The organism is Micromonospora sp. HB375 (assembly GCF_017872985.1).
GTDB lineage: Bacteria > Actinomycetota > Actinomycetes > Mycobacteriales > Micromonosporaceae > Micromonospora > Micromonospora chalcea.
This window is the reverse complement of record NZ_JAGGJO010000001.1, coordinates 5,243,211-5,257,731: the sequence shown is the minus strand read 5'-3', so window position 1 is coordinate 5,257,731 and position 14,521 is coordinate 5,243,211. Positions and strand designations below refer to the sequence as shown.

Sequence of the window (14,521 nt, the reverse complement as noted above, 5' to 3'; positions counted from 1 at the left end):
GCGGGTCAGAGCACCGGGCTCGCGTCGGCGAGCAGACGGTCGATCTCCGCTACCACCGCCGCGCGGCCGGGATGCACCGGGTCGATGAGCGGGTCGCCGCGCCGGTCCAGCGCGCCCCACCGGCCCGACTCCGTGGCGACCAGGAACGCCACCGGATGCACCACCACAGTCGGGTACGCCGGCGTGACCACCACCCGCCCGGCGCGGTCCACCACGCCCCGGCGGCCGGCCAGCTCGACCACGGCCAGGCCGTCGGCGGTAAACCCGTCCACCTTCCGTCCGTCGGCCAGCGGCGTGCCGAGACCGTGGTACCGGGTCGGCACCACCACCTCGCCGGTGAGGTCCACCGCGCCCCAGCCGCCGTTCTGCCGTACCGCCGCCAGTCCGTTGCGGAACGACCTGACCTCCTCGTACCCGGGCGGGATCCGCACGATGTTCATCCGGTCCACGGCCATCCAGCGGCCCTTGCCGTCCATCGACACCCAGGACAGCCCCTCGGAGAAGGCGCCCACCGCCCGGTAGCCGTTGTTCGCCTCGATCAGCGCCGCGCCGGACGTGTCGATCAGCGCCCAGCGGGACGCCTCCGGACGGCGTACCCAGGCCAGCCCTTCGTGGAACGGCTGCACCTCGGCGTACCGGTGCGCGATCACCATCTCGCCGTCGGCGTTCGCGTACCCCCAGAGCTGCTGCTCCTCGTCGAACGTCGCCACCGGGAGACGCGGCGCGCCGAGCACCTCCTCGGGCCGGCGCGGGGCCGGACCGAAACCGTCGGCGGCGGCCCGCTCCGCGATCGCGTCCAGCGCCACCTCGACGCGCGCGTTCATCGCCGCGTCCTCGCCGTGGCGCAGGTCCAGCGCCCGCTCGAAGTGCAGGCACGCCTCGGTCAGCCGTCCCTGGTCGTAGCAGCTCCGCCCGGCGTGCTCGTGCAGCAACGCGCGCAGCGGGTCCGGCAGCTCCGGCGAGTTCGTCTCGGCGAAGAGCCGGTCGGCCTCCGCGTGGTCACCCCGCCACCGCAGCGCCTCCGCGAGACGGGCCCGGGCCAACGCGGTACGCCGCAGCTCACCCGTCGTCTCCGCGTACGTGACTGCCAGCCGCGCGTCCCCGAGCGCGTCGTCCAGGTCGCCGAGGATCCGCGACGCCACCGCGCGCAGGCTCAGCAGCCGGGCCCGGCCACGGTTGTCCAGTGTGGTGTCGAGCTTGCCGGTCAGGCCGTCCCGGATCAGCCGCAACTGCGCCGGATCGGGCGCCTCCTCGCGCAGCGTACGCGGATCCAGCCGCCAGCCGACCGCGGCGAGGGCCTGCTCCGGGTCCGCCGGGGGCGGCGGCGGTCCGGCCGGTTCGGCGTCCGCTTCGGTGTCCGCTTCTTCGGTACGGGGAGTCGGCGCGTCGTCGGTCTGAGCGGTCGGCTCGTCGGCGGGCTCGGGTGGTGCGGGCTCGCGGTCGTGCTCCGGGTCGACGGTTGTGGTGTCGGTGTCGGGTGTGGGCTTGCCGCCGGCCGTAGGCTCGGCGGGTGCGCGGTCCGGGTCACCGGTCGGTGCGGTCTCGCCGTCGGAGTCCTCGCCGGGCGCGGTGGCCGGGGTGTCGGCGGCCTGCGGCTGCGGGATCGTGATGCCGGAGGGCTCGGTGCCGGCGGGTGCCGATTGCGGGGTCGCGATGCTCGTGAGGTCGGCTTCGGCTCGGCTGCCCGGAGACTCCAGTGGCGAGGCGGTGATGTCGGCGCGGTCGGCGTCGGCCCGGATGCTGCCGGTCGGCTCCGGTGTGGTGGCCGGTTCCTCGACGTGACCGGCCCTGCCCGGCTCGCCGGCTGTCTGGCTCCCGCCGCCAGCCTCTGAATCCGTGGCGTCCTGCCCGGCATCTACAGTGACCGGCGGCTCGGCGTCGGTGACCGGCCGGCCGCTTCCGGTGTCGGCGGACGTGCCGGTGGCGGGCATGCGGTTGCCCGCGTTCTCCCCGCCGGAAGCGGTCCCGTCCGGTGTGTCCAGGTGTCCGGCCGCCGGGTCCGCAGTGCTCGTGGATTCGTCGGTGTCGGTGTTTGCGTTGGTGCTGATGTCGGTGGCGGCAGGGGCGCTCGGTGTGGCGTCGCTGGTTGCGGCGTCGGATGGCGTGGTGACGCCGGTAGCGGGCGGCGTCGAGCCGGTACCGGACCCGGCCTCGGCCACCTCGGGGGTACGAATCGTCGCCGGCTCGGCCCGGTCTGCCACAGATCCTGGTACGAAATGACCCCCAGGGGGGCCGGAATCGTCCAAGATCTCCGGCGGTTCCGGTGTCTGGGCGGGGGCGGCGGGCTGGCTGGGACGGAACCATGCCTCGGCGCCGGAGTCCGTGGCCGGGGAGGGCGGAGCGGTTGTCGCCCCCGGGCGGGGGTGCTCGGCTCGCTCCGATGGCTCGCCGGTCCGGTCGACAGCCGGGCCGGGTTCCGTCCGTCCTGTGCCGGGCGCGGGACGGGCACTGGCGTCGGCGTAGGGCCGGTCGGCGTCAGGGGCCGACGTGGACGGAGCCTGCACCTCGGACTCGCGCCGACGACCGGCATCCACATCCGACGGCTTGGCCTCGGCGTCCGGTCCGGCCTCGGGCTCGCCGATGGCGCCGCTCTCCACGACTGGCCGGGGCGCGATCGGGGCCGGGTGCTCCACCGAGTCGGCGGGCCTGACGTCGGGTAGCTGCTCGGCCGGTGTGGGTACGGGCGGCCTGCCCGCGGTCTGCTGTGCGGGCACGGAACCGGAGTAGGCAGGCGGTGCCGGGCGAGCCCTCGCGGGTTGCGCCGTGTTCACCGGGTCGGAAGAAGGCGGGCCGTGACGCTCGGCGGTCCCGTCCTGCGACGGCGTGGGCCGGGCCGCGCCCTCGCTCCGGTCCGTCGGTGCCGCGCCACCCGGACGCTGCGCTCCAGAAGTGGGCGCTCCGGACGTGGGCGCACGGGATACGTGCGCGTCGGAAGGAGGCGGAACGGGGGTGACCGCGCCGGAAGCGGGGCTGCCCGCGCCAGGCATGTCGGCCTGCGGCGCGGCGGGGGCGGACGCTCCGGAAACGGGAGCGTCCGCGACGGGCACGCCGGCCTGCGGCGCAGGAGGTGCCGGACGCGGGGTGTCGCCGGTCCGAGGCGCAGCCGAGCCCTCCCCGGAACGCCCGGGCGTGGCCGGCGGCGGCACCGGATCGGGCCGTACCGGGGCGACCCGGGGACGGTCATCGGGACGGGTGTGTGCGGCCGGCTCGACAGGTGCCGTCTCCCGGCCGTCGGCGACCCGGGGCGGCGGGTGACCGGCCGGCCGCACCGGCCACTGCACCGGCGGCGCCGACCTGCGCGCATCGTGTGGCGACCGGCGGTCGTCCGGCTGCGCCGGACTCCGGTCGGGCGATCCCGGCCGGGGGTCGTCCGGCCGCACCGGCCACTGCGGGGCACGGGTCTCGGGGCGGGCGGCGGCATCCGGCTGTGGCCGACTGGGCTCGGGACGGGGCATCACGGTGGGCGGCCGGGTGGCGGAGGGCTGGGAGCGCGCCTCGTCGCGGTGACCGGCGAGGTCGGACGGATTGCCCGGACCTGTCGGCCGGGTGTCCCGCGCGCCCGGGCGGCCGGAAGCGCCCTGCTCCGGCTGGCGTGCGTCGGGGCGGGTGGCGTCGGACGGCGGCGTCGGGTACCGCTGCGGCGCCGGCCGCTCCACGGGTGGGCGCTGCCGTTCGTCCGGCCGGCGCGTGTCCGTCTCGGGACGGGGCCGCGGCTCGATGATGGGCCACTCGCCCTGGTGCGGGCGGGACCGGTCGACCGGCGGGCGCTGACCCTGCCACCGCTGGTCGGCGCCGGGACGCGGTGCGCCGTACCGGTCGGGCTCGGTCTGCGGATGCCCGTTCTCGGGCGCCCGGCGCTGGGTCTCCGGGTACGCGGCGGCCTCCCGGCCCGGCGCACGTCCGTCTGCCAAGGGCCGGCCGTCCACCGGCTCACGCCGCTCCGCCGGGGGACGCCGGCTCGGGTCACGCCAGCCGTCACCGTCGGTGCCGCGCCAACCGTCCCGGCCCGGCTGGCCCCACCCGGCCGCGCCCCGCTCCAGCGGCGGCACGGCGTCGTCGCGCCGATCGGCCGGGCGCCCGGCGCCGTGGTCACGCCGCCCGTCGGACGGCGGCTCCCGGCGCTCGTCCGGGAAGCGGTCGCGGCGTCCGTCGGGCATGGACTCGCGGCGCCCGGCGGGGGAATGGTCCCGCCGCGCGTCGGACGCCGAGCCCCACCGCTGTTCCGACACGGCAGGCGGGCCCTCGACCGGGGCGCGGCGTCCGTCGGCCTGGTGCGGGCGGTCGGCCCGGCGCTCGCCATGGTGCGGGAACTCGTTCGGCTCCGGCATCCAGCCGGGCTGGGACGGCCGGCGCGGTGCGGCCTCGGGGCGTACCCAGCGTTGGTCGAGCCGCTGCTCGGGCGGCGTGGGCGGGCCGGTGCGGCGCCGATCCTCCGGCCAGGGCCGCCGCCCGTCCGCGGGGTGCCCGCGGCGGTCGTCCGGAGGGCTGCCGGCGGGGCGCTGGCCGCCGTGATCCGTGGGCCCGGCCGGGTACGCCCCGCGGGACGTGGCCGGACCGGCCGGGCCGCCACCGCGTGGACCGCCGGACCCCGGCTGCTCGGCCCCGCGCGGACCGGCGGGACCGGTCGGGTACGTGCCATGTGGGCCGGCTGGACTGGTCGGGTACGTGCCGCGTGGGCCGGCTGGACTGGTCGGGTACGTGCCGCGCGGGCCTGCTGGACTGGTCGGGTATGTGCCGCGTGGGCCGGCCGGACTGACGGGGTACGCGTCGCGCGGACCCGCGGGACCCACCGGGCCGGCGGGGTGCGGGCCGTGCGGACCCGCCGGGCTGACCGGGTGGAATCCGGCGGGACTGACCGGGTTCGCGCCGGCCGGGCTGACCGGATACGGATCGGTGTCGGGCGCGGGACTGACGGGGTGGAACCCGGCCGGGCTGACCGGGTGCGCGCCTGCTGGGCTGACCGGGTACGGGTCGGCGTCGGGCGCGGGGCCGACCGGGCGTACCTCGGCGCGGCCGACCACGGTACGGCGGCGCGGCGTCAGGTTCTCGATGCCGATGTCACCCGGGTAGCGCTGCCCCGGGAACTGCGGCTGCCACTCGTGGGTGGGCTCGGCGGCCCAGGCCGGTTCGGCCGGCTCGCGCCAGCTCCCCCAGCCACTCATCGGCAACCCCTCCGGCCGCTCGCGCGGGACGGCCCCGGGGCCGGCTCGCGTCGCTCGCTCACGGCGGTGTCACCTCATTGGAAATTCGCGCGCTGGGGCGCCGGACGTGCCGGTACAGTCGCCCGGTCCAGCACGTCGTGGCTGCGGAAGGAGGGTAACGGCGTGGGCTCGGTCACCGCCACTGTGGCACCACCCACCGGCGCACACGTTACCCCATGGTTTCGGACATTCGGCGCGATCGCGGCGGCCGGGTTCCGGCGGCACGCGACCTACCGTCAGGCCGCCGTGGCGGGGCTGTTCACCAACACCGTGTTCGGCTTCCTGCGCTGCTACATCTTCCTCGCCGCGACCGGCGCGGCCGGCACCGTGGCCGGCTACGACAGGGCGCAGCTCGCCACGTTCGTCTGGGCCGGCCAGGGGCTGCTGGCGGTGATCGCCATCTGGGGCTGGACCGACCTGGCGGACCGGATCCGTACCGGTGAGGTGGCCGCCGACCTGCTGCGACCGGTGCACCCGGTGACCAGCTACCTCGCCACCGACCTGGGCCGGGCCGGGTTCGCGGCGCTGGCCCGGCTGGTGCCGCCGCTGGTGATCGGCCCGTTCTTCTTCGCGGTGTACGTGCCCCGGCACTGGGCAACGGTGCCGCTGTTCCTGCTCTCCGTGCTGCTCGCGGTGGTGGTCTGCTTCGGCTGCCGCTACCTGGTGAACGCCACCGCGTACTGGCTGCAGGACGTCCGAGGGCCGATGATCCTGTGGACGCTCGGCTCGGGCGTGCTGGCCGGGCTCTACTTCCCGCTCGGGTTCCTGCCCGGCCCGCTGGAGGCGGTCCTGCGGTACGCCACCCCGTTCCCCAGCATCCTTCAGGTGCCGCTGGACGTGCTGGTGGAGCGGGAGCCGATGTCCACCGGTCTCGCCCTGGTCGGGGTGCAGGCCGCCTGGGTGGTGGCGCTGCTGGCGCTGTGCCGGCTGGTGCAGCGCCGCGCCGAGCGCCGCCTGGTGGTCCAGGGTGGCTGAGCGCGACAGCGCGCCCAGGGTGGCTGAGCGCGACAGCGCGTCCAGGGTGGCTGAGCGCGACAGCGCGTCCAGGGTGGCTGAGCGCGACAGCGCGCCCGGGGTGGCTGAACTGCGGGCGTACCGGGCGCTGCTCGGCGCGCAGGCGCGTTCGCAGGCGGCGTACCGCACGTCGTTCGTGGTGGACCTGGTCGGCAACGTGGGCGCGACGGTGTTCGACGTGGTCACGGTCCTGGTGATCTTCGGTGTGACGCGGGAGCTGGGCGGCTTCACGCTGCGCGAGACGCTCGTCGTGGTCGGGCTGTCGGCGTGCGGCTTCGCCACCGCCGACCTGCTGGTCGGCAACATCGAACGGCTTCCCCGGTACGTGCGCACCGGCCTGTTCGACGCGGTGCTGGTCCGCCCGCTCGGCGCGCTGCCGCAGCTGCTGCTGATGGACCTGCCGCTGCGTAAGCTGTCCCGGGCCGTGTTCGGGCTCGCCGTGCTGCTGTTCGCGCTGGTCTCGGCGGGGATCGACTGGACACCGGGCCGGGTGGCGCTGGCGGTCGTCGCGCCGCTGGCCGCCGTGGTCTTCTTCGCCTCGGTCTTCGTGCTGACCGCGACGGTGTCGTTCTACTGGGTCGACTCGGGCGAGCTGGCCAACTCGGTCACCTACGGCGGGCGTGACTTCACCTCGTACCCGGTCACCGTCTACGGCGGCTGGTTCCGCGCGTTGTTCGCGTACGGGATGGGGTTCGCCTTTGTCAGCTACCACCCGGCGCTGGCGTTGCTGGGCCGCGCCGACCCGCTCGGCCTGCCGTCCTGGGCGGGCTGGGCCGCGCCGGGCGTCGCGGTGGTCGCGGCGGCGCTGGCCGCCCTGGCCTGGCGCGTCGGGGTCCGTCACTACCGGAGTACGGGGTCATGAGCGTCATCGAGATGGACGGGCTGCGCAAGGAGTTCACGGTCCGGGTCCGGGCCGGGCGGTTGCGGCGCGAGAAGCGGACGGTGACCGCCGTCGACGGGGTTGACCTGCGGGTGGAGCGCGGCGAGATGCTCGGCTACATCGGCCCGAACGGCGCCGGGAAGTCGACCACGTTGAAGATGCTCACCGGCGTGCTGACGCCGTCGTCCGGGCGGGCCCGGGTGTGCGGGCTGCGCCCGGTGGCCGACCGGACCCGGCTGGCGCTGCGCATCGGCGTGGTGTTCGGGCAGCGCTCGCAGCTGTGGTGGGACCTGCCGCTGCGGGACTCGTTCGACCTGCTGCGGCACGTCTACCGGGTGCCGGCCGGCGAGCACGCGGCCCGGCTGGCCCGCTGCCGGGACCTGCTCGACCTGGACGGGTTCCTGGACACGCCGGTCCGGCAGCTCTCGCTGGGTCAGCGGATGCGCGGTGAGCTGACCGCGGCGCTGCTGCACGGCCCGGAGGTGCTGTTCCTGGACGAGCCGACGATCGGCCTGGACGTGGTGAGCAAGCAGGCGGTGCGCGGTTTCCTGGCCGAGCTGGGCCGGGCCGGCGACACCACGCTGGTGCTCACCACGCACGACCTGGCCGACATCGAGCGGCTGTGCCGGCGGCTCGTGGTGATCGACCACGGGCGGGTGGTGCACGACGGGTCGATCGCCGAGCTGCACCGCCGGTACGGCTCGCGCCGGATGGTGGTCGCCGAGCTGGACGCGGCGCTGCCCGAGCCGCCGGTGCTGCCCGGCGCGCCGGTGCAGCGGGTGGAGGCGGACGGGCGGCGGCTGGTCTTCGCGCTGGAACGGGCGAGCGTCGCCGAGGTGGTGGCCGGGCTGGCCGGCCTGGCCACGCTGCGGGACATCTCGATCGTGGAGCCGGACATCGAGGAGGTCGTGGCGCGGCTCTACCGGGCGCCGGCCGCGGTCACGGGTGCTCCATGACGAGTACGGCGAACGTGCCGGGGGCCAGCGCCTCGTACCGGTGCGGGGTGTCGCCGGGGAAGGTGACGTAGTCGCCGGGTCCCAGCTCGACCGGGTCGGTCTCCGGGCCGACGCGCATCCGTCCGGCGGCCACCACGACGTGCTCGACGCTGCGCGGGGTGTGCGCCTCGGCGATCCGTACCGCGCCGGGTTCCAGTTCCATCACGTAGACGTCCCGCCGGGCGTGCGGCGCTCCGGCGGCGAGCAGGGTGGCGGAGAAGTCGGCGTGCTCGGAGCGGATCCGGGGGCCCTCGCCGGCCCGGACCACCCGCACGGCGGCGGCGGGTGGTTCGACCAGGCGGCTGAACGGTACGTCCAGCGCCACGCCGAGCGCCCAGAGCGTCTCCACGCTGGGGTTGCCGGAACCGGACTCCAGCTGGGACAGGGTGGACTTGGCGATGCCGGCGCGGCGGGCCAGCTCGGTGAGCGACAGGCCGGCCCGTTCGCGTTCGCGGCGTAGCGCGGCGGCGATGGTCGCGAGTGGGGGAGCGGGGTCGATCGCCATGTGTTCGCTCCAACGGTCGGTTTGTTCGGTTTGACGAACAAGCGTTCTCGCGTTCAGGATAATGGACATGCGTACGGCATACCGAACGGGCGACGCCCGGGTGCTCCGCGACGTCGCCGCCATCGGCGCGGCGATGCTCGCCGTGGGCGCGTCGTTCGGCGCCGTGGCGGTAGCCGCCGGCCTGCCCGCCTGGGCCACGCTCGCCATGTCCGCGGTCGTCTACGCCGGTGGCGCCCAGTTCATGGCGGTGGGGCTCGTCGTGGCCGGCAGTCCGCTCGCGGCGGTCCTCGCCGGCCTGCTCCTCAACGCCCGCCACCTGCCGTTCGGCCTGGCCCTCGGCGGCGCGCTCGGCTCCCGGCGCTGGCAGCGGCTGCTGGGCAGCCACCTGATGACCGACGAGGCGACCGCGTTCGCGCTGGCCCGCCCGGCCGGTCCGGGGCGGCGCCGGGCGTTCTGGCTCGCCGGGGTGCTGCTCTTCCTGGCCTGGAACACCGGCACCGCGCTCGGCGTGCTCGCCGGCGGCGCGGCCGGCGACCCGGCCGCGCTGGGACTCGACGCCGCGTTCCCGGCCGGGCTGGCCGCGCTGCTGCTGCCCAGCCTGCGCGACCGGGAGACCCGCCGGGTGGCGCTGACCGGCGCCGGCCTGGCCGTGCTGGCCACGCCGCTGCTGCCGGCCGGGTTGCCGGTGCTGCTCGCGCTCGCCGCGCTGGCCCTGCCGCTGCTGGCCCGCCGCCGCCCGCCCGCCGCGCCACCCCGGACCGCTGACGAGGCGGCTGATGATCGGAGCGTGCGGGCCGGGGAGGTCTCGTGCTGATCGCCGTGATCCTCGCGCTGGCCGCCGGCACCTACGGCTTCCGCGTCGCCGGGGTGCTGCTGCGGGACCGGCTGGACCTGCCCGAATGGGCCCGCCACCTGCTGCCGGTCGGCGCCGCCACGCTGCTGGCCGCGCTCGCCGCCACCGCGGCGCTGACCGAGGCCGGTGGCTTCGCCGGGTACGCCCGCCCCGCCGGGGTGCTGATCGGCCTGGTGCTGGCCTGGCGCCGGGCGCCGTTCGTGCTGGTCGTGGTCGCGGCGGCGGCCACTACAGCGGTGCTGCGCCTGCTCGGGGTGGACTGACGCCGGCCCTCGCACGAGAACGGCCCCGCACCGCCGGAGCGGGAAGGGGCCGATTTCGGAGCGGGGCCGGTCAGACCTTGTCGCCGATGTTCACCCGGGGCGCGGGAGCGCGCATCCGGCGGAACGTGATCGACCGCATGATCGCGTAGAAGTAGAGCGAGCCGAGCTTCTCGGTGCTCTTCGGGAAGCGCTCGCGGACCAGCCGCTTGATCTTCCGGGAGATCAGCACCGAGTCGATCAGCACGCCGAGCGCCAGCGCGCCCCACAGCAGGTTGGACAGCAGCCGCACGATCGGCGGCATGGCCTGGTTGGAACCGACCAGCACGATCAGCGCGCCGCCGAAGAACCAGGTGCCGACCGTACGCCGGGAGTCGACCACGTTGCGGGCCAGCAGCCGCTCGGGCCCCCGGTCACGCGGGCCGCCCTCGCGCCGGAACTCGGCGGCGGCCTCGGCGCGGGCGGCGCGGCGCTGCGCGCGGGCCTCCTCCTTGGTCAGCGGCTTGGCCGGCGCGGTCGGCCGGCGGCCGGCGACGGGGCGCTTCGGCGTGACCTGCCCGAGTTCCTTCTTGCTGGGCGTGTAGCCCCGGGGACGGGCGGCGGCGGACTCCTCGTCGGTCGTCACAGTGGTGACGGACTCCTCGACGAGGTCGGCGGACTTGCGGCGAAACAGCGACGGCACGCGGCAAGGGTAGCCAACCGGCCGCGCCCGGTGCACATCACGGGTGCACCGGGCGCGGACGGACGGTTGAACGGGACGGTCAGGGACGCTCGACGTGCGCGCCGAGGTCGGCCAGCTTGGCCTCGAAGTCCTCGTAGCCGCGGTTGATCAGGTCCACGCCGTACACCCGGGAGGTGCCCTCGGCGGCGAGCGCCGCGATGAGGTGGCTGAACCCGGCCCGCAGGTCCGGGATGACCAGGTCGGCGGCGTGCAGCTTGCTCGGCCCGGCGATCACCGCGGAGTGCTTGAAGTTGCGCCGGCCGAAGCGGCACGGGGTGCCGCCGAGGCAGTCCCGGTAGACCTGGATGTTGGCGCCCATCGTGTTCAGCGCCTCGGTGTAGCCGAGCCGCTGCTCGTAGACCGTCTCGTGGACGATCGACAGGCCGCGGGCCTGGGTGAGCGCGACCACCAGCGGCTGCTGCCAGTCGGTCATGAAACCCGGGTGTACGTCGGTCTCCAGCGCCACCGCGTTCAGCTCGCCGCCCGGGTGCCAGAAGCGGATGCCGCCCTCCTGGCCGGGGCTGCCGCCGCGCGGCGGGCGCAGGTCGGTGACCTCGTACTCGCCGCCGACCGAGCGGAAGATGTTCAGGAAGGTCATCATGTCGGCCTGCTGGGCGCCCAGCACCTCGACGTGACCGCGGGTCGCCAGCGCCGCCGCCGCCCAGCTGGCCGCCTCGATCCGGTCCGGGATCGGCCGGTGGGTGTAGCCGTGCAGCTTCTTGACGCCCTGGATCTCGATCACCCGGTCGGTGTGCACCTTGATGATCGCGCCCATCTTCTGCAGCACGCAGATGAGGTCGATGATCTCCGGCTCGACCGCCGCGTTGCGCAGCTCGGTGACGCCCTCGGCCATCACCGCGGTGAGCAGCACCTGCTCGGTGGCGCCCACGCTCGGGTACGGCAGCGCGAACTTCGTGCCGTGCAGCCCGTTGGGCGCGGACAGGTGCAGGCCCTCCGGCGTCTTGTCGACGGTGGCGCCGAACTCGCGCAGCGCCTGGAGGTGGAAGTCGATCGGACGCGGGCCGATGTGGCAGCCGCCCAGGTCGGGGATGAAGGCGTGGCCGAGCCGGTGCAGCAGCGGGCCGCAGAACAGGATCGGGATCCGGCTGGAACCGGCGTGCACGTTGATCTGGTCGGTGCTGGCGCTCTCGACGTTCGAGGGGTCGAAGACCAGCTCGCCCTCCTCGTCGCCGTCGCTGACCTTGACGCCGTGCAGGCCGAGCAGACCGCGGACCACCTCGACGTCACGGATACGCGGCACGTCGAACAGCCGGCTGGGTGTGTCGCCGAGCAGGGCGGCGACCATCGCCTTGGACACCAGGTTCTTCGCGCCGCGGACGCGGATCCGCCCTTCCAGCGGAGTGCCTCCGTGTACGACCAGGACGTCGTCGGTCAACGCAACCTCCAGCGCGTTGGGTGCTGCCGTGTCTAGTGATGGGTGCACGAAGTTCATCGCTACCCGGAACGCGGTCATGGGAAAACGGGCCGCGTGTGTCGTCGCCCCGGCAGCATAGCCCTCCGTGACGAAAATGGAATCGGTCACATCACCAGCGAGGGCACGAACCGGGGTGTCCGGTGCGTTTACGTGCCAGTGGGGTGACCGAGGGTGATCACGCTCCCGGAAGCGCGAGCATCTGGTCCAGCGCCGACCGGGCGTGTCGGGCGGTCTCCGGATCGACGGTGATCTGGTTCACCACGCGGCCGGCGACCAGCTCCTCCAGCGCCCACACCAGGTGCGGCAGGTCGATCCGGTTCATCGTCGAGCAGTAGCAGACCGCCCGGTCGAGGAACATGATCTGCTTGTCCGGGTGGGCCAGCGCGAGCCGGCGTACCAGGTTCAGCTCGGTGCCCACCGCCCACGCCGAGCCGGCCGGGGCCGCCTCGATCGTCCTGATGATGAACTCGGTCGAGCCGACCAGGTCGGCGGCGTTCACCACCTCGTGCCGGCACTCCGGGTGCACCAGCACGTTCACGCCCGGCACCCGCTCGCGTACGTCGTTGACGCTGTCGAGCGTGAACCGGCCGTGCACCGAGCAGTGGCCGCGCCACAGGATCATCTTCGCGTCCCGCAGCTGCTCGGCGGTCAGCCCGCCGCCCGGCTTGTGCGGGTCGTAGAGCACGCAGTCGTCGAGCGAGAAGCCCATCTCCAGCACCGCGGTGTTGCGGCCCAGGTGCTGGTCGGGCAGGAACAGCACCTTGCGGCCCTGCTCGAACGCCCAGTCCAGGGCCCGCTTGGCGTTCGACGAGGTGCAGACCACGCCGCCGTTGCGGCCGACGAAGCCCTTGATGTCGGCCGAGGAGTTCATGTACGTCACCGGGACGGTCTCAGCCGCGATGCCCAGGTCGGTGAGCGTGTCCCAGGCGGCCTCGACCTGCGACAGCACCGCCATGTCGGCCATCGAGCAGCCGGCCGCCAGGTCGGGCAGGATCACCTTCTGCGCGTCCGAGGTGAGGATGTCCGCGCTCTCGGCCATGAAGTGCACGCCGCAGAAGACGATGTACTCCGCATCAGGGCGCGCCGCCGCCTCCCGGGCCAGCTTGAACGAGTCGCCCGTCACGTCGGCGAACTGGATCACCTCGTCGCGCTGGTAGTGGTGCCCCAGCACGAACACCTTCGTGCCGAGCGCGGCCTTCGCGGCGGCGGCGCGGGCCACCAGGTCGGGGTCGCTCGGCGCGGGAAGATCACCCGGACACTCCACGCCACGTTCGGTGGCGGGGTCGCTGCCGCGGCCGAGGAGCAGCAGCGCCGTGGCGGTGTTGGACGGCTCAACCCAGGTCGAAGTCACGCCCCCATGGTCCCACAGCGCGACCACCGCGCAGCCGTCCCCGATGTGGCCTGCCACACTGCTGCGCATGCGCGTGCTGCTCTGCCCGGACAAGTTCGCCGGCACGTTGTCCGCCCCCGAGGTGGCCGCCGCGGTGGCCGAGGGCTGGCGGGACGTCGCCCCCGGCGACGAACTGCTGGTCCGGCCACTGGCCGACGGCGGACCGGGGTTCGTCGAGGTGCTCGCCGACGCGCTCGGCGGGCGCCGGCTGCCGGTGCCCACGGTCGACCCGCTGGGCCGTCCGGCCACCGGTGAGATCCTGCTCACCGACGACGGCACGGCGTACCTGGAGAGCGCCCAGGCGTGCGGCCTGCACCTGCTCTCCGACGCCGAACGGGACCCGAAGGCCACCACCTCGTACGGGCTGGGGCTGCTGGTCACCGCCGCGGTCGAGGCGGGCGCGCGCACCGTGGTGGTGGGGCTGGGCGGCTCGGCCACCAACGACGGCGGCGCCGGGATGCTCGTACCGCTGGGTGTCACGCCGCTCGACGACGCCGGCCGGGCGCTGCCGTACGGCGGCGCGGCGCTCACCGCGGTGGCCGCGCTCGACGGCGAGCCGCGGCTGCGCGGCGCGACGCTCGTCGCCGCCACCGACGTGGACAACCCGCTGCTCGGGCTGCACGGCGCGAGCAGCGTCTTCGGCCCGCAGAAGGGCGCCGACCGGGCCGACGTGCTGCTGCTCGACGCCGCGCTGACCCGCTGGGCGGACGTGCTGACGCAGCGCCTGCCGGGCTGCCCGCCCGGTCTGGGCGCGCTGCCCGGCGGCGGCGCCGCGGGCGGCCTCGGCGCAGCAGTGCTGGCGCTGGGCGGCCGGTGCGAATCGGGCATCGGGCTGGTCACCCGCGCGGTGAAGCTGGACGCCGCGCTCGACGCCGCCGACCTGGTGATCACCGGCGAGGGCTCGTTCGACCACCAGTCGCTGCGCGGCAAGGTGGTCGCCGGCGTGGCCGGCGCCGCCCGGGACCGGGGCGTGCCCTGCGTGGTGCTGGCGGGACGGGTGAGCACCGGGCGGCGGGAGGCCGCGGCGGCCGGCGTGACCGACGCGTACAGCCTGGTCGACCACTTCGGCGGCGAGGAGCGCGGGGGAGTGGACGCGGCGATGACCCGCCCGGCCGAGGGGCTGCGCGCGCTCGGCGCGCGGCTGGCCGGGCAGTGGAGCCGCTGACCGGTTCCGCTGGTCACGCCGCCGGGTGGTGACGCCGACGGCGGCGTACGATCGAAACGGACCACACCGGGAATCACTGGCGGACGTGCGGCGTTGGCCAGG

The 14,521-nt window shown here is 75.1% G+C and carries 11 protein-coding genes; 6 read left to right on the top strand and 5 right to left on the bottom strand.

Translation table 11 applies throughout. The features are described 5' to 3' along the window. Nucleotides 1–5: 5 nt before the first annotated feature. Entirely contained in the window at nt 6–5,162 is a 5,157-nt protein-coding gene (locus J3R08_RS32530) for a WG repeat-containing protein (RefSeq protein ID WP_280841881.1), read from the bottom strand. A 162-nt stretch (nt 5,163–5,324) separates the two neighbouring features. Between J3R08_RS32530 and J3R08_RS23020 the strand changes: the two genes are divergently transcribed. The 3 genes from J3R08_RS23020 to J3R08_RS23010 all read left to right on the top strand — a co-directional run bounded on the left by J3R08_RS23020 (nt 5,325) and on the right by J3R08_RS23010 (nt 8,051). Next, nucleotides 5,325–6,176: an ABC-2 family transporter protein gene (locus tag J3R08_RS23020; RefSeq protein ID WP_209962727.1), complete on the top strand. Its 852-nt coding sequence runs from the start codon at nt 5,325–5,327 to the stop codon at nt 6,174–6,176. Nucleotides 6,177–6,276: 100 nt separating this feature from the next. After that, nucleotides 6,277–7,077, top strand: a complete 801-nt coding sequence (locus tag J3R08_RS23015; RefSeq protein WP_113972724.1) for an ABC transporter permease — start codon at nt 6,277–6,279, stop codon at nt 7,075–7,077. Then, a complete protein-coding gene (locus J3R08_RS23010) occupies nt 7,074–8,051 on the top strand; it encodes an ATP-binding cassette domain-containing protein (protein WP_064448308.1) in 978 nt (325 codons plus the stop codon). The genes J3R08_RS23015 and J3R08_RS23010 overlap by 4 nt, the downstream gene beginning before the upstream one ends. Here J3R08_RS23010 and J3R08_RS23005 read toward each other — a convergent pair. Beyond that, the gene (locus J3R08_RS23005; RefSeq protein ID WP_043329354.1) at nt 8,035–8,595 is read right to left on the bottom strand and encodes a helix-turn-helix domain-containing protein; all 561 of its coding nucleotides are present in this window, start codon (nt 8,593–8,595) and stop codon (nt 8,035–8,037) included. The two genes, J3R08_RS23010 and J3R08_RS23005, sit on opposite strands and share 17 nt — an antisense overlap. Before the next feature lie 67 nt (nt 8,596–8,662). On the opposite strand from J3R08_RS23005, the gene J3R08_RS23000 reads away from it, so the two are divergent. Then, nucleotides 8,663–9,409: an AzlC family ABC transporter permease gene (locus tag J3R08_RS23000; RefSeq protein WP_069088990.1), complete on the top strand. Its 747-nt coding sequence runs from the start codon at nt 8,663–8,665 to the stop codon at nt 9,407–9,409. After that, complete coding sequence (locus J3R08_RS22995) at nt 9,403–9,711, top strand: AzlD domain-containing protein (protein WP_069088991.1); 309 nt, start codon at nt 9,403–9,405, stop codon at nt 9,709–9,711. Before J3R08_RS23000 ends, J3R08_RS22995 begins: the two co-directional genes overlap by 7 nt. 70 nt (nt 9,712–9,781) lie before the next feature. Here J3R08_RS22995 and J3R08_RS22990 read toward each other — a convergent pair whose 3' ends face one another. The 3 genes from J3R08_RS22990 to nadA form a co-directional block, all read right to left on the bottom strand. Continuing rightward, nucleotides 9,782–10,390: a DUF3043 domain-containing protein gene (locus J3R08_RS22990; RefSeq protein ID WP_043329355.1), complete on the bottom strand. Its 609-nt coding sequence runs from the start codon at nt 10,388–10,390 to the stop codon at nt 9,782–9,784. Nucleotides 10,391–10,469: 79 nt separating this feature from the next. Continuing rightward, nucleotides 10,470–11,825 carry a UDP-N-acetylglucosamine 1-carboxyvinyltransferase gene (gene murA / locus J3R08_RS22985; RefSeq protein ID WP_030500128.1) on the bottom strand — a complete coding sequence of 452 codons (1,356 nt, stop codon included), beginning with the start codon at nt 11,823–11,825 and terminating at the stop codon, nt 10,470–10,472. Nucleotides 11,826–12,039: 214 nt separating this feature from the next. Beyond that, nucleotides 12,040–13,215 (bottom strand): quinolinate synthase NadA, encoded by a 1,176-nt coding sequence (nadA, locus tag J3R08_RS22980; RefSeq protein ID WP_187693530.1) that lies wholly within the window; start codon nt 13,213–13,215, stop codon nt 12,040–12,042. 43 nt (nt 13,216–13,258) lie between these two features. Here nadA and J3R08_RS22975 point away from each other — a divergent pair, with 43 nt between their 5' ends. Then, nucleotides 13,259–14,419, top strand: a complete 1,161-nt coding sequence (locus J3R08_RS22975) for a glycerate kinase (protein WP_205797307.1) — start codon at nt 13,259–13,261, stop codon at nt 14,417–14,419. Nucleotides 14,420–14,521 lie beyond the last annotated feature (102 nt).